This window comes from Acetobacter oeni, assembly GCF_011516825.1.
Taxonomy (GTDB): Bacteria; Pseudomonadota; Alphaproteobacteria; order Acetobacterales; family Acetobacteraceae; genus Acetobacter; species Acetobacter oeni.
The window spans coordinates 44,621-67,528 of the sequence record NZ_WOTA01000011.1; the positions used below are offsets into that span (position 1 = coordinate 44,621).

General features: G+C 55.2%; 23 protein-coding genes and 1 tRNA gene. 14 read left to right on the plus strand and 10 right to left on the minus strand.

Features of this window, described 5'->3' with window-relative positions; translation table 11 throughout:
* Nucleotides 1–4: 4 nt before the first annotated feature.
* Complete coding sequence (locus GOB90_RS08995; protein ID WP_146886363.1) at nucleotides 5–295, minus strand: putative quinol monooxygenase; 291 nt, start codon at nucleotides 293–295, stop codon at nucleotides 5–7.
* Nucleotides 296–759: 464 nt separating this feature from the next.
* On the opposite strand from GOB90_RS08995, the gene GOB90_RS09000 reads away from it, so the two are divergent.
* The gene (locus tag GOB90_RS09000; protein ID WP_146886365.1) at nucleotides 760–2,595 is read left to right on the plus strand and encodes a cation:proton antiporter; all 1,836 of its coding nucleotides are present in this window, start codon (nucleotides 760–762) and stop codon (nucleotides 2,593–2,595) included.
* 34 nt (nucleotides 2,596–2,629) lie between these two features.
* Here GOB90_RS09000 and GOB90_RS09005 read toward each other — a convergent pair whose 3' ends face one another.
* Nucleotides 2,630–3,166, minus strand: coding sequence for a L,D-transpeptidase family protein (locus GOB90_RS09005; protein WP_146886490.1), 537 nt, complete (start codon nucleotides 3,164–3,166; stop codon nucleotides 2,630–2,632).
* A 210-nt stretch (nucleotides 3,167–3,376) separates the two neighbouring features.
* Between GOB90_RS09005 and GOB90_RS09010 the strand changes: the two genes are divergently transcribed.
* The gene (locus GOB90_RS09010) at nucleotides 3,377–4,093 is read left to right on the plus strand and encodes a response regulator transcription factor (protein ID WP_146886367.1); all 717 of its coding nucleotides are present in this window, start codon (nucleotides 3,377–3,379) and stop codon (nucleotides 4,091–4,093) included.
* A 104-nt stretch (nucleotides 4,094–4,197) separates the two neighbouring features.
* On the opposite strand, the gene xth is transcribed toward GOB90_RS09010, so the two are convergent.
* A complete protein-coding gene (xth, locus tag GOB90_RS09015; RefSeq protein WP_146886369.1) occupies nucleotides 4,198–4,992 on the minus strand; it encodes an exodeoxyribonuclease III in 795 nt (264 codons plus the stop codon).
* Nucleotides 4,993–5,147: 155 nt separating this feature from the next.
* Between xth and GOB90_RS09020 the strand changes: the two genes are divergently transcribed.
* From GOB90_RS09020 to GOB90_RS09045, 6 genes are all read left to right on the plus strand, one after another.
* Nucleotides 5,148–6,245: a dipeptidase gene (locus tag GOB90_RS09020; RefSeq protein WP_173572018.1), complete on the plus strand. Its 1,098-nt coding sequence runs from the start codon at nucleotides 5,148–5,150 to the stop codon at nucleotides 6,243–6,245.
* A gap of 361 nt (nucleotides 6,246–6,606) precedes the next feature.
* Nucleotides 6,607–8,568 (plus strand): excinuclease ABC subunit UvrC, encoded by a 1,962-nt coding sequence (gene uvrC / locus GOB90_RS09025; protein ID WP_146886373.1) that lies wholly within the window; start codon nucleotides 6,607–6,609, stop codon nucleotides 8,566–8,568.
* Between the two features lie 121 nt (nucleotides 8,569–8,689).
* Entirely contained in the window at nucleotides 8,690–9,292 is a 603-nt protein-coding gene (gene pgsA, locus GOB90_RS09030) for a CDP-diacylglycerol--glycerol-3-phosphate 3-phosphatidyltransferase (RefSeq protein ID WP_146886375.1), read from the plus strand.
* 183 nt (nucleotides 9,293–9,475) lie between these two features.
* Nucleotides 9,476–10,015 (plus strand): hypothetical protein, encoded by a 540-nt coding sequence (locus tag GOB90_RS09035; RefSeq protein WP_146886377.1) that lies wholly within the window; start codon nucleotides 9,476–9,478, stop codon nucleotides 10,013–10,015.
* A 56-nt stretch (nucleotides 10,016–10,071) separates the two neighbouring features.
* A complete protein-coding gene (locus GOB90_RS09040; protein WP_146886380.1) occupies nucleotides 10,072–10,332 on the plus strand; it encodes a MoaD/ThiS family protein in 261 nt (86 codons plus the stop codon).
* A gap of 46 nt (nucleotides 10,333–10,378) precedes the next feature.
* Nucleotides 10,379–10,852, plus strand: coding sequence for a molybdenum cofactor biosynthesis protein MoaE (locus tag GOB90_RS09045; RefSeq protein WP_146886382.1), 474 nt, complete (start codon nucleotides 10,379–10,381; stop codon nucleotides 10,850–10,852).
* A gap of 124 nt (nucleotides 10,853–10,976) precedes the next feature.
* Here GOB90_RS09045 and GOB90_RS09050 read toward each other — a convergent pair whose 3' ends face one another.
* From GOB90_RS09050 to GOB90_RS09060, 3 genes are all read right to left on the minus strand, one after another.
* Entirely contained in the window at nucleotides 10,977–11,957 is a 981-nt protein-coding gene (locus GOB90_RS09050; RefSeq protein ID WP_146886384.1) for a hypothetical protein, read from the minus strand.
* Nucleotides 11,958–11,965: 8 nt separating this feature from the next.
* Entirely contained in the window at nucleotides 11,966–13,237 is a 1,272-nt protein-coding gene (locus GOB90_RS09055; RefSeq protein WP_146886386.1) for an AAA family ATPase, read from the minus strand.
* Nucleotides 13,238–13,304: 67 nt separating this feature from the next.
* Complete coding sequence (locus GOB90_RS09060; protein ID WP_242011911.1) at nucleotides 13,305–13,901, minus strand: hypothetical protein; 597 nt, start codon at nucleotides 13,899–13,901, stop codon at nucleotides 13,305–13,307.
* A gap of 207 nt (nucleotides 13,902–14,108) precedes the next feature.
* Between GOB90_RS09060 and rimP the strand changes: the two genes are divergently transcribed.
* The 5 genes from rimP to rbfA all read left to right on the plus strand — a co-directional run bounded on the left by rimP (nucleotide 14,109) and on the right by rbfA (nucleotide 20,257).
* Entirely contained in the window at nucleotides 14,109–14,717 is a 609-nt protein-coding gene (gene rimP, locus GOB90_RS09065; protein WP_146886388.1) for a ribosome maturation factor RimP, read from the plus strand.
* A gap of 162 nt (nucleotides 14,718–14,879) precedes the next feature.
* Complete coding sequence (nusA, locus tag GOB90_RS09070; RefSeq protein ID WP_146886390.1) at nucleotides 14,880–16,439, plus strand: transcription termination factor NusA; 1,560 nt, start codon at nucleotides 14,880–14,882, stop codon at nucleotides 16,437–16,439.
* Entirely contained in the window at nucleotides 16,396–17,157 is a 762-nt protein-coding gene (locus GOB90_RS09075) for an RNA-binding protein (RefSeq protein ID WP_375790359.1), read from the plus strand. Before nusA ends, GOB90_RS09075 begins: the two co-directional genes overlap by 44 nt.
* Entirely contained in the window at nucleotides 17,154–19,823 is a 2,670-nt protein-coding gene (infB, locus tag GOB90_RS09080) for a translation initiation factor IF-2 (protein ID WP_146886394.1), read from the plus strand. The genes GOB90_RS09075 and infB overlap by 4 nt, the downstream gene beginning before the upstream one ends.
* Nucleotides 19,820–20,257 (plus strand): 30S ribosome-binding factor RbfA, encoded by a 438-nt coding sequence (gene rbfA / locus GOB90_RS09085; RefSeq protein ID WP_146886396.1) that lies wholly within the window; start codon nucleotides 19,820–19,822, stop codon nucleotides 20,255–20,257. Before infB ends, rbfA begins: the two co-directional genes overlap by 4 nt.
* Nucleotides 20,258–20,422: 165 nt before the next feature.
* Here the strand turns inward: rbfA and GOB90_RS09090 are convergent.
* The 3 genes from GOB90_RS09090 to GOB90_RS09100 all read right to left on the minus strand — a co-directional run bounded on the left by GOB90_RS09090 (nucleotide 20,423) and on the right by GOB90_RS09100 (nucleotide 21,838).
* Nucleotides 20,423–20,506: transfer RNA gene (locus tag GOB90_RS09090), tRNA-Leu, on the minus strand.
* Nucleotides 20,507–20,569: 63 nt separating this feature from the next.
* Nucleotides 20,570–21,322, minus strand: a complete 753-nt coding sequence (locus GOB90_RS09095; RefSeq protein ID WP_146886398.1) for a M48 family metallopeptidase — start codon at nucleotides 21,320–21,322, stop codon at nucleotides 20,570–20,572.
* Between the two features lie 6 nt (nucleotides 21,323–21,328).
* Entirely contained in the window at nucleotides 21,329–21,838 is a 510-nt protein-coding gene (locus GOB90_RS09100; protein WP_146886400.1) for a YcgN family cysteine cluster protein, read from the minus strand.
* 323 nt (nucleotides 21,839–22,161) lie between these two features.
* Between GOB90_RS09100 and GOB90_RS09105 the strand changes: the two genes are divergently transcribed.
* Entirely contained in the window at nucleotides 22,162–22,452 is a 291-nt protein-coding gene (locus GOB90_RS09105) for a hypothetical protein (RefSeq protein ID WP_242011913.1), read from the plus strand.
* Here the strand turns inward: GOB90_RS09105 and GOB90_RS09110 are convergent.
* Nucleotides 22,434–22,904 carry a hypothetical protein gene (locus tag GOB90_RS09110; RefSeq protein ID WP_146886402.1) on the minus strand — a complete coding sequence of 157 codons (471 nt, stop codon included), beginning with the start codon at nucleotides 22,902–22,904 and terminating at the stop codon, nucleotides 22,434–22,436. The two genes, GOB90_RS09105 and GOB90_RS09110, sit on opposite strands and share 19 nt — an antisense overlap.
* Nucleotides 22,905–22,908 lie beyond the last annotated feature (4 nt).

Genomic DNA, 22,908 nt, shown 5'->3' on the forward strand with positions numbered 1-22,908 from the left:
ACCCTCAGAGTGGCTTAAGGATGTGGACCTCGAAAGGTGCGGCCAGAAGCGGCTGCAGTTTTTTGTCCATTTCTTTGAAATGCGCTGTTTCTATGTGGGCCTGAAGCGCTTCACGGCTGGCCCAGGATTCAATGAAAACGAAAGTATCAGGATCATCAAGATCACGATGAGGTGTATAGAGCTTATTTGTGCTTTCAGCGCGTGACGGTGCTTCACAGGCTTTCATTGCGGCAGCTACTTCTTCGCCATGTCCGGGTTTTGCTTTGACGATTGCAACAACTTCGATCTGAGACATTTTGTATTTCTCCTGTTGTTTTGTGCCCGTCAGGGCCGGGCTGTATCATTTACCGTCGCACAGACAGCTAACGCACGGCCTTTCTCCGGTTTCGGTGTGATCGCCCATTTCAACACGAACAGCAGTCTGGCCAAATTCCGGATGACCTGGGTTTCCGGGCGGTGAGAGAGGCTGTGTCGAGCCGTCTCTCCGGTCAGACAAAACAGGCGCCTGTGTGACTTTGACTTTCCTGCGAACAGCTGTTTTCAGCGAGCGTGGCGGGTAAGCGATGCTTTCCATCTGCTGGCCCGGCGTCATAAAAACGTGCTTCACCGGCTGACGGGCGAGTGACCCGGTAAATCGGGAGCTGTTACCGTGCTATCGCGTAAATATGAAAACCGCTTTATGACCGACCGGTTCAATAAACCACATCAGACAACAGAAAACGGACTTTGAATGGCCACTGAACCCCGCGTGACGCACCTATGAATCAGGGCGCCATTCTTCTCGTATTTCTTGTTTTCTGCGGTGGTATGGCTGCGCAATGGATTGCCTGGCGCTTCCGGCTTCCGGCGATCGTGCTTTTGTTTGGTCTGGGGCTGCTGCTTGGGCCGGGGCTGGATGTTCTGCACCCGTCCGAACTGATCGGACCGCTGTTCCATCCGATCGTTTCGCTTGCGGTGGCACTGATTGTCTTTGAAGGCGGAATGGCGCTTGACTTCCGGCAATGGAGAGAGGCCGGCGAAGGCATCCTTCGTCTTACGCTGCTTGCGCTGCCTATCAACTGGGTGCTGGGTTCTGCTGCGGCACATTATGTCGGCGGTCTCACCTGGGGGCCTGCCTGCCTCTTCGGATCTATCGTCGTTGTTACGGGGCCAACAGTAGTTTTGCCGTTGCTGCGGCAGGCGAAGCTTCAGCCGCGTATCGCATCATTCCTGCGATGGGAGGCGATCCTTAACGACCCGGTGGGCGCTATTCTCGCGGCTCTGGTTCTGGAAATTCTGTTGATGAGGCCGGACGAGGGTACGGGTGCCTTTGTTATCGGCATCCTGCCGCAAGTTATCATCAGCCTGATTGTGTCAATCGGGCTCGGTATTTCGGGCGGCTGGGCAGTCAGGCAACTTTTTGTCCGCGATCTTATGCCTGAGCAGCTCAAAATGCCGCTGTTGCTGACGCTGGCTCTGGCGCTTTATGCGCTCGGTTCGCTGTTCATGGATGGCGCTGGCCTGATGGCGGCCACTGTGTTTGGTATGGCGCTGGCCAATATGCGGGTGCCTGGTCTTGGCGAACTCCAGCGCATGAAAGAGAGCCTCGTGGTTCTCATCGTGTCGTTATTATTTATCCTGCTGACAGCCGATCTGCAGCGGGTGGTTCTTGAAAGGCTGTCATGGTCGATTTTCGCCCTGACCTGCGCGGTGATCTTTGTGGTCCGGCCTTTAGGTATCTATCTTTCCACAATCGGCAGTGCTCTGAGCTGGAGTGACCGGATCTTTCTCGGCTGGATCGCCCCGCGCGGCATCGTGGCCGCGGCGGTTGCGGGCGTTTCGGGCATTCGGCTCAGCGAAGCGGGTTTTGTGAGCGCGGAATTCGTCATGCCGGCCGTCTTTGCCGTTATTGCGGCAACCATGCTGTTGCATGGGTTTTCCCTGACGCCGTTGGCGCGGCGGCTGCATCTCACTCTATCAAACGTGCCGGCGCTGGCGATTGTGGGCGCCAGCGCCTGGTCCCGAAATCTCGCGGAAGTGATGATCCGGTCCGGTACGCCTGTGACGCTGGTCGATACAGCAGCGCGTGGTCTGGTTCCGGCCAGACGGGCCGGCGTTCCGGTTTTGCATGCTGAGATGTTGTCGGAGGCCGGCGCAGAGAGTCTTGAGGAATTGCCGGCTGATTATCTGATCGCGGCGACACCGGATGCTATTTATAACGGAATGGTCTGTGCGCATCTTGCCCCGCATTTCGGGCGTGCTCGCGTCTATCAGGTCAGCCCGGGCATTCGTCGTCTGGACCAGTACCGGGGTCTCAGTCGCGATGCGCGTGGCAAAGTCCTTGGACAGCCGGAGTGGAATTTTACGCTGCTCGATACACTGTTTGCTGATGGCTGGCGTTTTCAGGCGCTCAATGTAACGGCCGGAACATTCGAGACCTATGCGAGACCGGATGGCAGTCGGCTGGTCCTTGTGACAATCCGGCCAGGCGTCGGATTCTCAATTCAGTCCGCTGAAGATGCTCAGCAGGAGCCTCCGGTCGTCGGCGACGTGCTGATTGCGTTTGTGCCGTCTGCTTCAGCCACGGATATGTCAGAGGTTCCCGCGAGCAGCTGAAGATTTTCCCCGGCTATGCTGGAGTCTGTGGCCTTCATCCTGCTGGCTGCACGTCAATGGAGACGAGGCCACGAGCCAGGACGTTTCGCAGATCAGCCTCTGTGAGAGCGATACATCCCTCCGTGGGACGCCTGTCAGGAGACTGGAGGTGCAGGAAGATTGCTGAACCACGTCCGGGTATGATCGGATCGTCATTGTAACCCAGAACGACAACGATGTCGTAAAGGTGATCATCACGCCAGAGCAACTCATGGCGGGCCGGGTGGGGCAGGGTGATCTGCCTGTTATAATCGGCGTGTTCAACATCATCGCACCACCCGTCCCGGGGTGAAATCGGTTCCAGGGAGAGGCAGTGTCCGCCCGGGCCCGCTGCGCCGATTTCTGGGCGTTTTATCCGATCCGCCCTGTAGAAGACTTTGCGAAGAAGAAGCGTTCCGGCGGGCGTGGCGTGATCTCCTTCCCGCTTATGCAAAGTGACGCCGCTCGTACCGATGACAGCGGTGAAAATCCGGTCGGCGCAATGCAGTTGTGCAGTGCAGCCGCTTTCAGGACTGAGGATGGCATGTATCATATCGATGGTCTTTCCGGTGGGTTTCGGGCGATCTATACCTGAGCCGCAGAGAGCTGAAATGGTGCTGTCGTGCATTTTGTGTCATTCTGTCACAGAGTCGTGATGGCGTTGCCCTGTCTCTTTGAGAACCGGACGGAGGGGTGGGTGCGATGACCTGTTGTCGTGGCGGCAAGGGGCGTCTACTGAGCCCGAAAAGAAGATGAGGTAGTGATGTCGGGCGCACGTCCAATTTTGATCGTCGACGATGACCAGACACTTCGGCATATGCTCGTCGAGCAGCTTCAGGTGGACGGCGAATTTAAGGCAGTCGAGGCCGGCTCGGTCGAAGAGGCCTGGGTGGCTCTGAAGATGCCGGATTCCCGGTTTGATGCCATTATACTTGACGTAACGCTGCCAGATGGTGACGGGCGCGATTTCTGTGTCGAATTACGGCGCGCGGGAATCAGAATGCCTATCATTATGCTGACCGGCTCGGATAACGAGGAAGATATCGTTCGGGGCTTGGACGCCGGTGCGAATGATTATGTCGCCAAGCCGTTTCGGATCGCCGAGCTGCTTGCCCGTCTTCGGGCGCAGCTTCGTATCTTCGAGAACAGCGAGGACGCTGTGTTTACCGTCGGACCTTATACGTTCCGTCCGTCGGCCAAACTGCTCGTCGAGACCGCCCGTAACCGCCGTATCCGTCTGACTGAGAAGGAAGCGGCGATCCTGAAATTCCTCTATCGCGCCGGAACGCGGCCTGTGCCGCGTCAGGTATTGCTGAATGAGGTCTGGGGCTACAATGCAGCCGTGACGACTCACACGCTTGAGACGCATATTTACCGGCTTCGTCAGAAAATTGAACCTGATCCGTCCAACGCAACATTGCTGATTACTGAAGGTGGTGGTTATCGCCTCGATCCTGAAGGCGGAGTTGTAAAAGTCTGACAGAAAAGACCGTTTTCCTGACTGGAAAACGGTCTTTTTTATTTCAGGGAACCGTAACCGGCGATTTGGGGCGGAGTATCGGCAAGGCGGCGTAAATTGCGATGTCAGGCAGACAGGTCTGCAATGACCGGCACGTGATCCGACGGAGAGGACCAGTTGCGTGCTTCCCGAACGACCGTCATTCCGTCCAGGGCAGGCTGAAGGTCGGGGGTAATCCAGATATGATCAAGTCGCCGCCCGCGATTGGAGACCTGCCAGTCCCGGTTGCGGTATGACCACCACGTATAAAGTTTTTCTGCCTCCGGAATAAAGTGACGCATCGCATCCACAAAGCCTGTTTCCAGCCATTCCGTCAGACGCGTTGTCTCAGGCTGTGTGTGGCTGACGACATTGAGCAACTGCCTGTGACTCCAAACATCATTTTCCAGTGGGGCGACATTCAGATCGCCGACGACAACTGAGCGTGTCAGGTGATGAGTCCTGAACCACGCTGTTACCTCGTCCAGAAAAGCGAGCTTATGAGCGTATTTCGGGTTCAGTTCGACATCAGGAATGTCGCCTCCGGCCGGCACGTAGAAATTATGGATTTCTACCGGCCCGTTTTTTCCCTGGACGCGGGCAGCGACGTGCCGGCAATCACCTTTTTCACACCAGTCCGGTGTGTTATGTGAAGGTTCAAGCGGATGCCGTGAGAGAATGGCGACGCCATTGTACCCCTTCATGCCACGCCGCACCTGGTGAGAATAACCCAGCTCTGACAGAGCCTCTTCAGGAAAAAGAGGGTCGGGTACCTTAGTTTCCTGAAGACAGATCACATCCGGCGTAAGTTCCCGGACAAGATCTCCGAGAAGTGGCAGGCGGAGCCGGAGAGAATTAATGTTCCATGTAACAATGCGCATAAAATCAGTGGATCGCTCATTCACGAACGCACGACAAGCGGAATTTGCTGCTGCCTGATCATGGTGTGTGACGCCAGGCTACAGGATACACACTGCCTGTCCGCATGAGCGGACTTGCAAACCATAGCTGCGGGACCGATTTCCTCATTATGACCATTGATACGGCTTCCTCCGCTATTCCTGCCGACGCTCTGGCGCTTCATCAGTCCCTGCTGACGCTGGACAGTCACATCGATATTCCCTGGCCGGACAGGGACGATGCATTTCTTGATACGCCTCAACGTCATGTCGATTTCCCGAAGATGAAACGCGGGCATCTGACTGCGGGCTGTTTTGTCGCCTATATTCCTCAGGGTGTGGTTGATTCTGAAGGACATCGTGCCGCGCAGACACAGACAATCGCTATGTTGCATGCGATTGAAAATCACATGCAGGGAACACGGAATGGGCTGACAGCCCGCGTTTGCCAGACATCCGCTGAGATTGAGACGGCGTATCAGGATGGCGTTCTGGCGGTCATGCCTGGCGTGGAGAATGGTTATGGCATGGGCGAAGACGTTGGTCTGCTGAAGCAGTTTCGCGGGCTTGGTGCGCGTTACGTGACGCTGACGCATAACGGCCATAATGCGCTTGCGGATTCCGGGCAGCCCAGCCGGCGGCTGGGTGACACGGAAGTGCGTCACGGTGGTCTTTCGGTGCTGGGCCGGGAAGCTGTTGCGGAAATGAACCGGCTCGGCCTGCTGGTCGATGTATCGCATGCCTCTCGCGACACGATGTTGCAGGCTGTCGAAATCTCGTCCGTGCCAGTCGTTGCCACCCATGCCTGCGTACGGGCTTTATGTGACCACCCACGCAACCTTGACGATGTGCAGCTTGATGCGCTGAAGGCGAGCGGAGGCCTTATTCAGATTACGGCGGTCAGTGGTTTTCTGCGGCCCCGCGCTGAACTGGGTGGCCGTCGTGCCAGTGTGGCGGATTACATGGATCATCTCGATTATGTGGTCAGGCGGATCGGACCTGAATATGTGGGAATTTCCTCCGATTTCGACGGGGGAGGACAACTCGACGGGTGGGAGAATGCGTCCGATTCTCCGGCGTTAACGGCAGAGCTGCTTCGGAGAGGGTACGACCGGAGTGAGATTGCTGCTTTCTGGGGGGGGAATTTCCTCAGATTGTTGCGCAGGGCAGAGCATGAAAGCCATATCGCCACCTCCCGGCCGATTTCTTCGACCGGCGTGCCGGGAACAATGTGATTTCCGGCTGGAGCCGGTTCTTCTTCGCGCTGTGGGGATAGCTTCGCTGAAATGGCTGTGGTCCCCGGCAGGAGCTGTGTTTGATAGCGGAACAAATCAGGATCATGTAGTGTGAGGGCATTCGGTACTGTTCGGTCAATTTTGTCCACGTTCGGGATTGACTCGCAGTGATTTCAATCGCTTCTGACGATTCGTCTGTTCGCAGGAATGGTTTTTTTAAAAAAATCAAAATAAATCAATAAGTTAAGTGTGGTGTCTAAAATTTATGCAATCCAAGGTTCAAGGCAGAAAACCGGGGGGTCCATCAATCTGTCATCTTACGTTCCACAGAGTTATCCACACTTTTGGTGGATGAATTTTTATGAGTGACAAAACTCCTGACGAGACAGCGGATCTGCCGGCACCGGCTCCGGAGCATGATCTTATTTCTGATGGGTCAGAGGTCTCTGACGTGGCGTCCGCTGTAACGGGCGTTGCGGCAATTCAGCAGGCCCTGAAGACCATGCCCTTTTCTCCGGGCGTCTATCGGATGATCGGAGCGAAAGGTGAGGTCCTCTACGTCGGAAAAGCGCGCGCGCTGAAAAAGCGAGTGACATCGTACACGCAGCTGCCACGGTTGCCTGAGCGGTTGCGTCGTATGGTCTCTGAGACAGTCTCGATGGAGGTTGTCACAACGCATACCGAGGCTGAGGCCTTGCTGCTTGAGGCAAATTACATCAAGCGCATGAAGCCGCGCTTCAACATTCTGTTGCGTGATGACAAAAGCTATCCGTGGCTCGTGCTGACCGAGCAGCACCCGTTCCCTCAGATTGCAAAACATCGTGGGAAAATGGAGAAAGGCGCTGGTTATTTCGGCCCTTTCGCTTCCGCGTGGGCTGTTAATCAGACTGTGAATATCCTTCAGCGAGTCTTTCTGTTGCGGACGTGCTCCGATTCAGTCTTTGCGTCACGGACGCGTCCCTGCCTGCTTCATCAGATCAAACGCTGCTCGGCACCCTGTGTCGATCGGATCAGTCGGGAGGATTACGGGCATCTGGTAAAGCAGGCCCGGGACTTCCTCGAGGGCCGCGACCAGGCTCTCAAGGGAGAGTTCGCGGCGGAGATGGAGCGTGCGGCGGAGGGGCTGGATTTCGAAAGAGCGGCCGTTCTGCGGGACCGTATCCGTGCGCTTGCGCAGATGCAGGATTCGAATGTCGTCAACCCGGCCTCCATCAGGGATGGTGACGTGATCGCTGTCTGGCAGCATGCGGGCCAGGCCTGCATTCAGGTGTTTTTTATTCGGGGTGGCAGGAATAATGGCAACCGCGCATTCTATCCGGCGCATACGCGTGACGAAGGGCGTGCTGATATCCTGACGGCCTTTATGACCCAGTTTTACGATGACAAACCTCCTCCGCCGCTTGTTCTGGTGAACCATGGATTGCCTGAAGCCAGCCTTCTCTCCGAAGCTTTATCGATCCGGCGCGGACACAAGGTGGAAATTCTGCATCCGCAACGTGGTGAACGACGCGAAGTGGTGGAGCATGCCGAAACCAATGCGCGCGAAGCTCTCGAGCGCAAACTGGCGGAGAGCGCGGGGCAGGCGAAGCTCCTGGAGGGGGTTGCGCGCGTATTTGGGCTTGATGTGCCCCCTGCGCGGATCGAGGTGTACGACAACAGTCACATCATGGGCAGCCACCCTTATGGCGTCATGATCGTTGGCGGCCCCGAAGGTTTCGATCGTCGGTCCTATCGTAAATATGGGATTAAGGGCGCGATCACTCCTGGCGACGATTTTGCTATGATGCGTGAAGTGCTTGAGCGTCGGTTCGGGCGAACGCTTCGCGAAGCAGATGCGCAGGGTATTGAGGGGCGACCTCCGGACTGGCCGGATCTTCTCCTGATCGATGGCGGCGCGGGGCAGTATTCGGCGGTAAAAGAGGTTCTGGACGGCCTTGGTGTCACCGACGTGAAACTGGTTGGTATCGCCAAAGGGCCGGACAGGGATGCGGGCCGGGAATGGTTCTATACCGGGGAAGCGCCGCCCTTTCAGCTCGAACCGCGCGATCCGGTCCTTTATTACCTTCAGAGACTGCGCGACGAGGCACATCGCTTCGCGATCACCACTCATCGCGCCGGTCGTTCAAAGACCCTGGTGAAATCTGAACTTGATGAAATTTCGGGTATCGGTCCTGCCCGTAAACGCGCACTCCTCAATCGCTTCGGGTCCGCGCGGGGCGTGGGGCAGGCGGGACTGAATGAACTTGAGGCGGCTCCAGGCATTAATCGTGAGACGGCCCGGAGGATCTACGGACATTTTCATCCGGACTGGCTGTCCGGTTAAAATAATTTCGTAGTCGGAATTCAGTAATCTTAAAGCCGGTCACGAAAATGCCACTGCAATCGTCTCACTAACATGCCTCTGCCCGTTTCAGTCTCTGGTAAACTGGAGTAACATAAATTCGATGATAACCGATCTGCCGAACCTGCTGACCCTGTCGCGGATCGTCGCTATCCCGGTTCTGGTCGCGCTTGTTGCGATCAACCGGCCTGGCGCCGCTGCGCTGGCATGCCTTCTGTTCATTATCGCAGCGGTAACCGATTATTTTGACGGTCATCTGGCCCGGTCGCGCAAGCAGCAATCTGATCTCGGGCGGATGCTGGATCCTATTGCGGATAAGCTCCTTGTCGGTGCTTCCCTGATGGTCATGGCGGGGCTGGGTAAACTTACTTTCGGAGCGCTGTGGCCGGCAGTTGTTATTCTTTGCAGAGAGATTCTGGTCAGTGGATTACGTGAGTATCTGGCCGGAACGCGCATCAGCCTGCCTGTAACACGGCTGGCCAAATGGAAAACCGGTTTCCAGATGACGGCAATCGGATTTTTACTGGCAGGTGACAGCACGGGCGTACTTCTTGGAATGCCCTGGCTTCCGGTCAGTCTGCTGGGAGCGGTAATGCTATGGATAGCCGCTGTTCTGACTCTGATTACAGGATGGGATTATCTGATTGCCGGTCTGCGTCATGTTGAACAGGCCGCGCCAAAAACAACAATCGATTCGATTTCCTGAAGATTTTGACTCTGTTATGAGAGAAATCTTATGTGTGGCTTCATTGTCCCGGTGTGTTGTTAAATATGTAACAACATCATATTGCTGGTAAGTGCTGATTTACCTTGAGGTGCCACACTTGTATCAAGGGCCCGCAGAAAGCGCGGTTGCTGCGCGGTGGCTGATTGAGACGAGGAAAGACTTATGCGGAAAGCCGCTCTTGTGGCGTCGTTGCTGGTAGTGAGCGGATGTTCCGGCTTTGACAATTGGTTGACTGATACGGCGACGTTGCCGGGCGAAAATCCTAACGCGCCTCACGGGGACTCAGAAACAATACGCCGGGTTCGTGGTTATGCCTCTGCTGAAACTCCGTTATTGCCTGAATCCGGCAATATATGGCCTGGTGCGCCAAAGCCGTTGCCCTCTTTGTCAGACGTAGCTGCCGAGAGAGACTCGTCGATGGGAGCCGGCCCTAAAGGTGAATTGCCTGATGGTGGTAATCTGTCGATCGGCGATGATACGAATAACGGCTTTTCAGGATCAGGGCTGCCGAGTCAGGAGCCTGATGTGGCAGAGAAGTTTGGTGCAGGTAAATCTTCTAACTCGACTATTGAAATTCCAAACGGGGATGGAACGACAACAATTATCCATCCCGATGGTTCAATCAGCACAGTTAAATCTTCTGCAACGCATCATACGGATGCCACCAGTGCCACGGATAAATCTGCAGCAACAACACATTAAGTGCAGGCAGGCGCAGCGAAAATTTTTGTGGTGGACCGGATATCTCGGAGGATGGCATGAGCGGAGCAGTTACGGTTCTGTATTTTGCGGCGCTGCGTGAGCAGATAGGCCGTGCAGGCGAGGTCATGCCACTCGATAATATCCGAACAGTCAGCGGCTTACTCGCGGGTAAACGTAAAAACGATCCTGTGTTTGATAAAGCATTCCCCGAGGCAGGTATTATTCGTGTTGCCGTGAACCGGGTGCTTGCCGACTTTGACGCGCCGGTTAAGGCCGGTGACGAAGTTGCATTCTTTCCCCCCATGACCGGTGGGTGAGATTAATCCAGGTTGCCATTCGTCCGGGAATTTTCAGGAGCAGGCAATGGCCGCACCATATAGGAAAATGGCAGTGGCTCCCCGCGTAGTCGTGCAGAATGACAGTTTCGATGTGGGAGAAGAGATATCCCGTTTGCTCCAGACCTCAGAGCAAACGGGAGGTATTGGCTCTTTCGTGGGAGTGGTGCGCGGCGGCGATGGCCTTGTGGCACTTTCTCTCGAACATTATCCCGGAATGTGTGAGCAGGTCATCACGGGGCTCGCCTGCGAGGCAATCGGGCGGTTTAAGTTAAGCGGATGCACGGTCATTCATCGTGTCGGTCGTCTTCTGGTTGCTGAGCCGATAGTGCTGATTCTGGCCGCCGCACCTCATCGGGCGGATGCGCTTGAGGCTACACGATTCCTGATTGACCGGCTCAAAACAGGCGCGCCCTTCTGGAAATCGGAAGAGTTTGCCGACGGTCGGCGGTGCTGGATTGAAAGTCGAGCGGAGGATGAAGATGCGGCATCTGGCTGGTAACGTCATTGCTAAATGACGTTTAATCTTCGGAAACATCACAACCCACTCTGCCCGTCCTCCCAAGTAATGAGAGCGGGAGATTGCAAGGCAGACAGAATTATAAATTTATTGACTGACGTGATGATTATCCATGCCAAGCGGGGTCCGCTGATCCGGGCCGCGGGCCTGAAACTGGCTTTAATGCACCATCGTACCCCTGAAGAAGGGTTGGTGCCCACCCTGAAATCCACTCATTTACAGCACTGACAAAATGAGACGTGAATGGCGATCGACCGGTACCCTGCTTTGACCAGTCATCAAGCGACGTGCTGAGTTTTGCCGTACCCGGATCAGCCGGGCTCAGAGCAATTTCAACGGTCTGGAAATTAATTCCATTGTCAGGCGCCTGAACAATATGTGACCAGAGCGCAGAAACAAGGACTGGCGGCATCGGGAAACCCAGCACATGAAGCCGTTTAAACGCCCAGTTAATGGTAGCGGACCCACTGACGTTATCAGAAACTGTGATGGTAGAGTACGTTGCGACGCATTGGGTGGAATGAGACGCCGACGGCAAAACTCTTCTCATATAATCCCGGTCATCGTGACAGGGAGCTTCAATCTCACCAACGCCATCAGGCGGCACGGAAGCGGTGGTCGCCCGTGCAATAATGACGCCGGTCACAACGCCTCTGTCTGTGCGAACAAGGACATTGCTCGTCAGTTCACCATGGGGACCGTCCTGAGTCGTTACAACAGGATGCCAGACGCCGGCAGGCAGCGGTAACTGGCGTCCTGCAAATGGGAGAATATCCTGCAGTTCGGAATCGATTGGGGGTGCTGCGGCCATGCCGGTCCCTGCGGGCGCATTCGTGTCCCCTGGTCCCGCTGGCGGAGTTGCCTCTCCGGTCTCGCCTGATGCCGTTTCGCCGGGCGTGCCGGCTGCCGGAGGTACATCTCTTCCCAGCATGTGATCGACTTTATGAGTCAGCCGGGCAAATGGCGGGAAAGCATGCAGCAGCCACTGTGCCGGGTAAAGCACGGTGACTGCCGAAAAAAAGATTAATCCAAAGAGGGCGAAACGCCAGAGAGGCGCGCGGTGCCAGAGACGCGAAGCTGCAGACATCTATGGAATCAGGATGTCAGATGGGCGCGTGCAGGTGAAGTCGGCTCGTCAGCGATCTGCGCTGTTATGCCGTCTTCGCCATTTGTGATTCGTACCATTTTTGCACCCTGCTGACGGGCGACAATCAGTGATTCGCTGATCATCTCTTCAATTGACCGCACAAGATCGCGGGCCGATGCGGAATCTCCCATACGCATCTGACGACGCATAACTTCAATGAGGATTGCGGGATCAATGCCGCCGGTTTCCACTTTCAGTCCATAGCTCTCGATCATGGCTTCGATTTCGAGTGCAGATACGCGCGCTACATCCAGCCCCTTCAGGGCGCGGAACACAAAAATACGGTCAATACGGTTCAGTACTTCCGGGGCAAAACCTGCCTGTCGGAGCGCTTCGACCGACTCGGCGCGCATTTTATCCGGATCATCAGAAAGACGATCCGCAATAGCGGTGAGGGCTTCGGTAGCGATGTTGGATGTAAGCACAAAAATCGACTGAACTGTGGACACATGGGCGCCAGTTGAGGCTTCGGTCACGTAACCGTCATTCCACGCAACGAGGAACTGTTTGAATACATCCGGATGCGCTTTCTCGATTTCATCGAGCAGAACAACGGCATCCGGCTTCTCCTTCAGGCCCCCTGTCAGCTTTCCGTAGGTATCAGACCCGACATAGCCTTTGGGCGACCCAAACAACTGAGTTGCCGCATGAGGGCTGCTCATTTGCGTCATATCAAAATGAAGCAGAGGCCGCTCAAGTTGTCGGGCCAGTTGCTTTGCAAGATAGGTCTTGCCTGTTCCGGGTGGCCCGGCGAGCAGGAAAATGCCAACCGGCTTGCCACGAACCTGGAGTGCGAGTCGGCGCCGCAACTGGGCCGCCATGTCTTCGCACACCTGATCCTGCCCGATGACGCGCGCCCTGAGATTAGCCGCCAGTTCTTCGGCATCAATTGTCGTGTCCCGCTGCTCGCGGGCGAGCATTTCTTCAAGGGCCTGTCGATTGGTGAGTCTCGCCAGAACGTCCATCATCCATCCTCGTCTGCGAAGCAGCCCTTTACGCGCCATTCGTTCGGCGCGCGTCTCAAACAATAGTCCGGCAACGGTGAACAATGCACCCGCCGCAGCCAGCATCGGCCATGCCGGGGCACACCATTTCATGAAATGGTCAATGCTTGCGAGTGAAAGATGCAGGCTTGCCGCCGCCTGCAGGCTCGCAAGCAAAAGAAAGATCACCATCATGACCGGCATGAACCGGTTCAGGACTGGAAGCAGGCTTTTCATCCTGTGATTCTCCTGCAAATCCACATCAGGTCAGATTTTGTAACCTGACAGGGTGAGCGCGTCCCGTTCATTGTGCAATTACGGTCATGGTCAGATATTCATCGTGATGAATCGTTGGCAAAGCCATTGGCCCAAGAATTGTCAGAGCGCCGGGTTCAAGGCCCGCAGCGCCCGGGTCTGATACCGGGTTTACCTGCACCTCGCCGCTGATGAGGATGGGCAGGATGACAGAAACGGGCTTTCCGGAGAGCGGCACGATGCGTGTAACGGGGCCGGACTGAACCGAGACTGCTCCTCCGTGCCCGCCAGCATCGAAGAACGGCAAATTCACAAGCCGGTATTCACGCCTTTTAATGCCCGCAAGGATTTTTGCCTGCTCAGAGACTGAATAGCCGGCATCGCGTAAGGCCTTTGCCGCATGTTCGGGAGCGATAAGCGCAAATTCCGCCGCCACTGCTGGTCCCGCATGCACTCCGGGTGCAGGCTCGCTTACCCGTTGTGTGAGCGGTGCCGGGGATGGAGTTGAACTTTTACTGTTTATCCAGAATCCGCCGCCTGCGAGCACACTGATGCCCGCGATTGTCGCCACCATAACACGCAGTCCGGCGCCACTGCTTTCGGCTTCCGGGTTGGCCTTGCGAAGAGGATCGGGTGGCTGATTCATAATAACATCAATCAGACATCGCGCAGCATCCGGGCGCAAGAGAAGAGCGTTATAAATTCCGTGTAAGGTCGTGCCTTATCGTAACTGAATGTCGTGCGGGTGGGGTGTTCCATCATCATTTGAGTGACGGGGAGGCCGTCACTCTTGCGGTTGGCGTGAAAATGCCCTATCTATTGGAAATTCCTTTCATCTTCCGTTTTTTGGGGGGTGGCCCTTGTGGCCGCCTTTTTTGTTTTGGACGACGATCTTTCGACGCATACTGGTCTTGAAGCCCGGATCGCAGAGCAGATTATTCCGGGGCTTGCTGATCTTGGTTTTGAGCTTGTTCGCATCTCTGTGCTGGGGCGTGAAACGCCGACGGTGCAGGTTATGGCGGATCGTCTCGACGGGTCTTTGATAACCGTGGAAGATTGCGAGCGCATCAGTTATGCGGTCGGTGCCATCCTTGATGTTAATGACCCGATTCCCGGTAACTGGACGCTGGAGGTTTCGTCGGCTGGCATTGATCGTCCTCTGACGCGGCCAAAAGACTGGGATCGCTTTTCCGGGCATCTCGCGAAAGCGGAGATACTGGTGCCGATAAACGGACGGCGTCGCTTTTCCGGTGTTGTGCTCGGATCGGACGAGGTGGGCGGGCGTCTGCGTCTCGATGACGGAAGCGAGGTTGTTCTTCCGTTCAGGGAGTTGCGGAAAGCGCGGCTAATCCTTACGGATGCGCTGATTGAGGCGACGCGGCAGATGATGCCTCCTCCGAAATCGCCGCCTGAAGGAGGGTGTCCGGATGTCGTAGAAGCATCTGGTGCCGGTGAAAAATAAGTTGCGCCGGCGGCAGTAAGTCGCGAAGCGGGTGTGAGATTGCATATGAGTTATCGTATGCAGTTAAACGTAAAGTTCGGATTATTAGGTTTATTCTGATATTTTGCCGGTCTGGCCGGTTGAGTTTTCAGAATCTGATCTGTCTTGGAGTTCTGAAGAGTTATGGATACCTCCGTTTCACGTCCCGAGTTGCTTCTGGTGGCTGACGCTGTAGCGCGTGAAAAGCTGATCGATCGCGAAGAAGTCCTTGAGGCGATGGAGCAGGCTATCCAGAAGGCGGGTCGCGCTAAATATGGTCATGAAAAAGATATTCGGGCTACGATTGACCGTAAGACCGGTGAGGTCAGGCTGTCGCGCTGGACAGAAGCAGTCGAGGCTGTGGAGAATGAGGAAACTCAGATCCCGCTTCATATTGCACAGAAATTCAAGCCGGAAATACAGCTTGGCGAGCATCTGATTGATCCGCTGCCTCCGATAGATTTTGGTCGGATTTCTGCTCAGACGGCTAAGCAGGTTATCGTTCAGCGCGTGCGTGAATATGAGCGGAAACGTCAGTACGATGAATTTAAGGATCGCGTTGGCGAAGTTGTCAACGGAACGGTTAAGCGTACTGAGTATGGTAATCTCATGGTTGAGATTGGCTCAACCGAAGCTCTGTTGCGACGGGATGAGCTGATTCCACGTGAGATGTTCCGGAACTCGGATCGTGTGCGTGCCTATATATACGATGTGCGCGATGAACCTCGTGGTCCGCAGATTTTTCTTTCGCGTACGCATCCGGCTTTTCTGGCGAAGTTGTTTGCGCAGGAAGTTCCCGAGATTTACGATGGCATCATTGAGATCAAGGCAGTGGCGCGGGATCCGGGGTCCCGTGCTAAAATGGCAGTGATTTCGCGGGATGCTTCAATCGACCCTGTAGGTGCGTGTGTCGGTATGCGTGGTTCGCGTGTTCAGGCTGTCGTTGCTGAGCTTCAGGGAGAAAAAATTGATATTATTCCATGGAGTCCTCAGGCGGCGACATTTGTAGTCAATGCCCTTGCTCCCGCAGAAGTCTCAAAAGTTGTGATGGATGAAGATGCGGGCCGTGTTGAGGTCGTGGTTCCGGACGAGCAGCTCAGCCTGGCTATTGGCCGTCGGGGGCAGAACGTGCGTCTCGCGAGTCAGCTCACGCGTTGGGATATTGATATTCTGACTGAGGCCGAAGAATCGGATCGCCGGCAGGAAGAGTTCCGTCGTCGTTCGTCTCTCTTTGTTGAGGCGCTTGATGTAGACGATGTTATCGCAGGACTGCTCGTGACAGAGGGCTTCGATACAATTGAAGAGCTCGCTTATGCGGATGCAGACGAACTTTCCGGAATTGAAGGTTTCGATGACTCTGTAGTCGAAGAGCTGGTGCGCCGTGCCGAGGGATTTCTTGTTCGCAAGGAAGAAGAGCTCAATACGAAGCGTGCGGAGCTTGGAGTCACTGATGACATTGTTGCTTTAAACGCTTTCACAAACCAGATGCTCGTGACGCTGGGGGAAAGCGGCATAAAGACGCTGGACGATCTCGCTGATCTTGCTGGTGACGAGCTTGTCGAGATTCTTGGCACGGATGCGATTGATGAAGATGCAGCTAACGAAATTATTATGTTAGCACGTGCTCATTGGTTCGATGACGAAGTCGCGCAGGATCCGGATGCCGGGAAGGAGGTGTCTTCTGAGCACGAAGTCCCTCAATGAGAGCGAGTATCTGACAGGCACCAGAGAGGCTGTCCACGATGTGTTGTCAGGTCAATGCGACTCTGATGGCACGCCGGGTGATGTCTGTGATGCAGGAGAGCGTGGCTCATTGCGGCGTTGCTTAGTGACGCGCGTTTGTGGCCGGCCGGAAAGCATGTTGCGCTTTGTGGTGGGGCCAGGTCAGATTTTGGTGCCTGATTTGAACGCGCGGCTGCCCGGACGGGGAATGTGGTTGAGTGCGCGGCGAGATGTGCTAGAAACCGCCCGGACTCGTGGAGTCTTCGCGCGTGCTGCGCGATCGCAGATTATAATTCCACCAGATCTGCTGACTGTTATCGAGTTCGGGCTTCAGCGCCGTGTGGTCGAATTGCTTGGCCTTGCCCGCAGAGCCGGTCAGAGTGTGAGTGGCTATGCTAAAGTTCGTGAGTGGATTGATTTGCGGTGTGTCGGACTGATCGTGCAGGCATCGGACGGAAGTCCCGATGAGCGAACCAGACTTCTGTCAGGTGCGCGCGATTTGCCGGTTGTTATGCCTCTGGCGGCTGCGTCGTTAGGGCATATTTTTAGTCGTGAGCGTGTTGTGCACGCGGCGTTGCGGAAGGGAGCTCTGGCTATCCGACTGCAGCAGGAAAGTGAACGTTTTGCAGGGGTGGCCGGTACGGTTGCCTTGTGCGCGCCGGATATTGCCGGCGATCGGGTTGAACAGGCGGATAAATGAGCGAAGGCAACGATCAGGATCAGGGTAAGGGGCGGCTGTCCCTGCGGCCAGCAGGCCGTTCGGAGGTAGGGCACACGGTTGACGCTGGATCCGTGCGGCAGAGCTTCAGCCATGGTCGTTCAAAAGTGGTCCAGGTCGAGGTCCGCAAAAAAAGCAGACCAGGTCCTGGGGCGCCCAAGGCAGGGGTTTCCGGTGGCGGGCGTGGTCCTGGTGGCGGTCGCGCCGGTGCAAAGCGAGGATTGACGGACGCCGAAGTGGCGGTGCGTCAGCGCGTTCTCGATGAGCAGCGTCGCGAGTCGGCGCTTCGCGAAGCTCAGCGTGTCGAGCAGGAAAAGATTCAGATTCTTTCAGCTGCGGAAGAGGCTCGCAGGAAGGAAGAGGACGAACGTCGGCTTGCCGAAGAAAAGGTGCGCGAAGAAGCTGAAGCCAGAGATACTGCTCAGCAACAGGCAGAAAAGCCGGCATCTTCCGTTGAATCGATCGCTGATGAAACGGGTCCGGTTGTTTCTGACAAGCCAATTCCGGGGACAGTGACACTGGCTCCGCCGCCGGGTCGGCTGCGGCCTCTGGCGGAGCGTGCTATCCTGCCAGCAAAACCGCTGGTTCAGACTCGTCCTCCGGCTGCTCAGCCTTCCGCTCCTGCGGGTGAGACGTTGCGGCTGCGGGGTAATGGCCGGGATGGCGAAGATGATCGCCGTGGTCCGCCACGCAGAGGCGCAGCCGTGCCTCCGCGTAAAGGACCCGGGGCAGCTAAAAAAGACACTGGTCGCAGATCTGGCCGCATTGATGTTCAGGCCGCGATTGAAGGCGACGACGATAAGACACGCTCACTTGCGTCTGTCCGTCGGCAGAGGGAGCGGGAACGTCGTCAGGCGGAACTGGAGCGTCTTCGGACAGACCAGGTTCGTGTTGTACGTGATGTTGTTCTTCCGGAAACTATCACGGTTCAGGAACTCGCTAACCGTATGGCTGCCCGTCAGGGAGAAGTCATCAAGGCCCTCATGAAAATGGGTGTCATGGCGACGGTAACGCAATCTATCGATGCGGATACAGCGGAGCTGGTAGTCGAAGAATTTGGGCATCGCGTGCGCCGTGTCGCTGACAGCGATGTGGAGATCGGTATCGAGGGCGTTGAAGACAAGGATGAAGATCTGTTGTCACGGCCTCCGGTCGTCACCGTTATGGGGCATGTCGATCACGGCAAGACTTCATTGCTTGATGCATTGCGCACGACAGATACTGCTGCCGGCGAAGCTGGTGGCATCACTCAGCATATCGGCGCTTACCAGGTGAAGCTGGCGTCCGGTGCTAAGATCACGTTTATCGATACGCCCGGCCATGAAGCATTCACGGCAATGCGGGCGCGTGGCGCAGCTGTGACGGATGTGGTGGTTCTGGTTGTTGCCGCCGATGACGGGGTAATGCCGCAGACGATTGAAGCGATTAAACACGCCAATGCAGCGGATGCGCCTGTCATTGTTGCAATCAATAAGATGGACAAGCCCGGAGCCAATCCTGCCCGGGTAAGGCAGGATCTGCTCAGTCACGGTATTGTGGTTGAGTCGATGGGCGGCGACGTTCAGGATATCGAGGTATCTGCGCTTAAAAAGACAAATCTCGATAAACTGGAAGAGGCTATCCTGCTTCAGGCTGAAATCCTTGATCTGAAGGCAAATCCTGACAGGGCCGCCGAAGGTGTTGTCATTGAAGGGCGCCTTGATCGTGGGCGTGGCCCGGTTTCCACCGTGCTTGTCCAGAAGGGTACGCTCAGGAAAGGCGATATTGTTGTGGCTGGTGCGGAGTGGGGCCGTGTTCGTGCTCTGCTCGATGACCGTAACAGGACAGTGGCTGAAGCCGGACCGTCTATGCCGGTTGAGGTGCTCGGTATTGCGGGCGTTCCTGAGGCTGGTTCGCCGTTTGTCGTTGTTGAAAATGAAAATCGGGCACGCGAGATTTCGGAGTTCCGTCAGCGGAAGATCAAGGAACATGCTGTTGCGGGTCAGACTGCGGCTCGTGGAACACTGGATCAGATGCTGGCCCGCATTCAGGCTGGTGTGCAAAAAGAAGTTGCTGTTCTTGTAAAGGCGGATGTTCAGGGGTCAGCCGAAGCGATCAGGGCAACTGTCGAGAAGCTGGCACATGAAGAGGTTGCTGTTCGTGTATTGAACGCAACAGTTGGTCAGATAACCGAAAGCGACGTTCAGCTCGCTAAAGCATCTGATGGTATCATTATTGCCTTTAACGTTCGGGCGACTTCTCAGGCAAGAGAGATGGCGCAGCGCGATGGTGTGGATATTCGTTACTATTCGATTATCTACCAGGTGGCGGATGATATTGAGCAACTGGTCAAAGGTAAAATTGCACCTAAACATCGTGAAAAATTCTTGGGTTATGCTGAGATCCGGCAGGTATTCAACATCACGAAAGTTGGCAAAGTTGCCGGTTGTTACGTCACCGAGGGTCTGGTCAAGCGCGGTTGTGGTGTCCGTTTGTTGCGTGACGGTGTTGTGATCCACGAAGGTGATCTCAGCCAGCTGAAGCGCTTTAAAGATGATGTCAAAGAAGTGGCGCGCGGATATGAATGCGGCCTTTCTTTCGCGGGGTACAATGATCTGCGCGAAGGTGATGTTGTCGAGTGCTACGAGATGGAGCTCGTCCCTGCGTGAGCCACGGATCGTATCGTAAAGCAGATGGGAAAGGGCCAGCGGGGCGACTCGCTGGCCGTTCTGCGGCTGGTCCGTCACAACGTCAGTTGCGCGTCGCTGAAGAGGTTCGTCGGGTGCTTGCTGAGGTATTCGCAAGAACGACATTCCGGGACCCTGATCTTTCCGATGTGACAATTACGGTCACTGAAGTCAGAATTTCTCCTGATCTGAAGCATGCAACGGCTTTTGTGGCCCGTCTGGGCAGGACTGATATAGAAACTATTCTGCCTGCGTTAAAACGTGTGGCGCCTTTTCTGCGCACGCAACTTTCGCATACTCTTCGATTGCGTACAGCGCCGGAAATACATTTCCAGCCTGATACTGCCCTTGATTATGCTATGGAAGTTGATGCTCTTTTGCGGAAGCCGGAAGTTCAGAGAGATCTGAAAGACTAATAACCTGGTTTTTCTGCATGTGTTTAGTTCTGATCTCGATTTTTATATTTTGCGACTATATAATCCGCTCTGGATTTAATTGACCTGATGAAATTGTTTTAATTAATAAAACACTCAGCATTAATACCGAATCTTTCTGCTATAAATTGTATTGCTGAGATAATATGCGAGCTGCGGGACTCGAACCCGCACGTCCTTTTAGGACTCGAGATTTTAAGTCTCGTGCGTCTACCATTCCGCCAAGCTCGCCGGAAGTCGGTGGGGGCTTTTAGCATGACCCGACAGGGGCGTGAATAAGCGAAAATAAGTGTCTTAACCAGAGAGTCTTTTTGAGCCGGCGTGCATGAGTGCGGCGCCATGTAATCTGAGCCAGAGTTCAGCATCCATGCGATGCGGTGTCATTGAATCAAGCTTCTTCCAGAATGCAGCACTGTGATTCAGATGGCAAATATGTGCCAGTTCGTGAAAAATAACATAATCCTGAACTAATGGTGGTGTCATGATCAGGCGCCAGGAAAGCATGATACGGCCTGTGGCCGTACAACTCCCCCACCGGCTGGTGGTGTCGCGAATTGCAACCTGTGCAGGCGTGATACCATTTTTGCCAGCAAGCTCTGTGACACGCTTATTGAATTGTCGGGTTGCCATCTGGCGGAGGAAATCAGTGATCCGTCGGGGGATAAAATCCAGTTCACCGCTTACGTGAATCTCATTCTGTTCAAGCCAGGCGCCCCCTGTTCCCAGCGGACTGTGGCGAATGAGGTATTCAGCCCCATTGAGTGGGACGAGGCCGCCAGCCTCAAAGTCCGGAGCAAGTTCCCGACGCTTCAGTTGTTTTTCAATCCAGTCCGTGTGTCTTTGGAGAAATTTCAGGCCCATCTCTGCTGAGGCAGAGGCAGGGAGTGTAACGATAATCTGCCGCGCACGGGGACTGACCCGCAGTGAGACACGTCGTGCCCGGGTTGACTGGCGCCATTCGATCGGGAGCGGACCATCCGACATGGCGATGCTGCACGGAACTGACTGTGTCGGTTTTTCTGAATATGGACCGGACGACCGGATCATTACTGCTTATTTCTCCCGGTCACCGTCTGTGTCACAGGCACACTTCTTTTTTGGAGAAGCCTGTTTTGTGGGATCAAGCCCGGGCCAGGTTTCAATATAATCTTCGAGCACCCCTGCCTCACGCTCACTGATGCAGCGCCCTGCTGCCGATATGCCTGCCTGAACCACACTTTCGTAAGTTCCGGAGATGAGTGGATGCCATTCCGGCAGGGACTGCCCTTCAGAAAGAAGCCGGTAAGCGCATGTTGGCGGCAACCAGTCGATAGTACGAACCATTGCCGGCGTCAGTGTCACGCAATCCTGCACCTTACGATGTCTGCCTGCATAATCTTTACAACGGCATGTCGTGGTGTCGAGGAGTCTGCAGGCTACATTGGTATAATGCAGGCTTTCGTCATCTTCATCGCGTAACTTATGCAGGCAGCAGCGCCCGCAGCCATCGCATAGCGATTCCCACTCAGGAGACGACATTTCATCAAGGGATTTTGTTTCCCAGAAAGGCAACGCTTTTATCATGATTTTGATCATAAACGTGCCGCAGTTCCATCGGAACAAACTTTTTTGCCTTTGTCCGCGTGGCAAAGGCAAGGTTCCTGTCTCAGATCATTTCGAATTGCATATCAGCTGAATATTCTGAGGTGAGGCAAACGGGAATCGCATACGTGACAGATCAAAAAAGACGTAAGACCCGAAGATCCACAAGGTTGCTCGCAGTCATTTTTCTCTGTGCCTTCGGGGCAGGATGCGAATCGACGCGACAGGTGACGACGGATCGGGAAAATCATCTTGTAACTGCGGGTTTTGTGTCGCGTCCTGCGGATACGCCGGAAAGGCAGCTAATGCTGCGGCGGATGCCGGCTCATCGGTTTGTTATGCGCGTTTCGGGTGGCAAGACCACTTATGTATTCGCCGATCCGCTTGTTTGCGCCTGCCTCTATGTGGGTGATTCCATAGCTTATCGCCGTTACCGGCAATATCAGCAGATGCAGCAACTGGCCGAAGAACGTCGCCTGTCAGCGGAGACGTATTCTGATCCTGCATGGGACTGGGATGCCTGGGGTGGCGTTGGGCCAGGTTACGGCCCTGGCTTTGGCACAACAGTGGGGCCAACTTATGGAACAGGCTGGTAGGCGTAAGAAATTAGCGTATGCGCCATCAGGCCAGCAAGGAGCGTCCCGGAGGCAAACCCAAAAAGCAATCGTTTCCTGAGTAAAGGAAGCCAGAGAAAACGAATCCGTTCGAAGCTGTCGGCTCCGAGTCCTTTTGCTGTTCGTGAAAGATCAGGATGTGCGTTTGACAGTGCCATCATTGCTGGCAGTCCCAGAGTCGGACTGAGCAGAAGCCCCTGTAGCAATGAGACCGAAAGTGTAAGAAGCCTGCTCGTATCAGTCTCGTGTACATTAAGAAATAACGGGATCTGAAAAGCGATAATAATTGCCGGAATCCAAAGAGCAATAGATATTGTCAGCCAGTAATTCTTTCGGGCGAACATCAGAGAGATTGCGGCCGCTGCTGCTGCCGCCATAAGAGTTACGGTCGCATGGAGAAGGATGGTCAGGTCGGGGGAAAGATGAAGTGTCACGTAT

What these genes read in the sequence shown, in the direction of transcription:
- GOB90_RS08995 (WP_146886363.1), bottom strand. Translation starts at nt 295, where the DNA reads ATGTCTCAGATCGAAGTTGTTGCAATCGTCAAAGCAAAACCCGGACAT.
- GOB90_RS09000 (WP_146886365.1), top strand. Translation starts at nt 760, where the DNA reads ATGAATCAGGGCGCCATTCTTCTCGTATTTCTTGTTTTCTGCGGTGGT.
- GOB90_RS09005 (WP_146886490.1), bottom strand. Translation starts at nt 3,166, where the DNA reads ATGATACATGCCATCCTCAGTCCTGAAAGCGGCTGCACTGCACAACTG.
- GOB90_RS09010 (WP_146886367.1), top strand. Translation starts at nt 3,377, where the DNA reads ATGTCGGGCGCACGTCCAATTTTGATCGTCGACGATGACCAGACACTT.
- xth (WP_146886369.1), bottom strand. Translation starts at nt 4,992, where the DNA reads ATGCGCATTGTTACATGGAACATTAATTCTCTCCGGCTCCGCCTGCCA.
- uvrC (WP_146886373.1), top strand. Translation starts at nt 6,607, where the DNA reads ATGAGTGACAAAACTCCTGACGAGACAGCGGATCTGCCGGCACCGGCT.
- pgsA (WP_146886375.1), top strand. Translation starts at nt 8,690, where the DNA reads ATGATAACCGATCTGCCGAACCTGCTGACCCTGTCGCGGATCGTCGCT.
- GOB90_RS09035 (WP_146886377.1), top strand. Translation starts at nt 9,476, where the DNA reads ATGCGGAAAGCCGCTCTTGTGGCGTCGTTGCTGGTAGTGAGCGGATGT.
- GOB90_RS09040 (WP_146886380.1), top strand. Translation starts at nt 10,072, where the DNA reads ATGAGCGGAGCAGTTACGGTTCTGTATTTTGCGGCGCTGCGTGAGCAG.
- GOB90_RS09045 (WP_146886382.1), top strand. Translation starts at nt 10,379, where the DNA reads ATGGCCGCACCATATAGGAAAATGGCAGTGGCTCCCCGCGTAGTCGTG.
- GOB90_RS09050 (WP_146886384.1), bottom strand. Translation starts at nt 11,957, where the DNA reads ATGTCTGCAGCTTCGCGTCTCTGGCACCGCGCGCCTCTCTGGCGTTTC.
- GOB90_RS09055 (WP_146886386.1), bottom strand. Translation starts at nt 13,237, where the DNA reads ATGAAAAGCCTGCTTCCAGTCCTGAACCGGTTCATGCCGGTCATGATG.
- GOB90_RS09060 (WP_242011911.1), bottom strand. Translation starts at nt 13,901, where the DNA reads ATGAATCAGCCACCCGATCCTCTTCGCAAGGCCAACCCGGAAGCCGAA.
- nusA (WP_146886390.1), top strand. Translation starts at nt 14,880, where the DNA reads ATGGATACCTCCGTTTCACGTCCCGAGTTGCTTCTGGTGGCTGACGCT.
- GOB90_RS09075 (WP_375790359.1), top strand. Translation starts at nt 16,396, where the DNA reads ATGCCGGGAAGGAGGTGTCTTCTGAGCACGAAGTCCCTCAATGAGAGC.
- infB (WP_146886394.1), top strand. Translation starts at nt 17,154, where the DNA reads ATGAGCGAAGGCAACGATCAGGATCAGGGTAAGGGGCGGCTGTCCCTG.
- GOB90_RS09095 (WP_146886398.1), bottom strand. Translation starts at nt 21,322, where the DNA reads ATGATCCGGTCGTCCGGTCCATATTCAGAAAAACCGACACAGTCAGTT.
- GOB90_RS09100 (WP_146886400.1), bottom strand. Translation starts at nt 21,838, where the DNA reads ATGATAAAAGCGTTGCCTTTCTGGGAAACAAAATCCCTTGATGAAATG.
- GOB90_RS09105 (WP_242011913.1), top strand. Translation starts at nt 22,162, where the DNA reads ATGCTGCGGCGGATGCCGGCTCATCGGTTTGTTATGCGCGTTTCGGGT.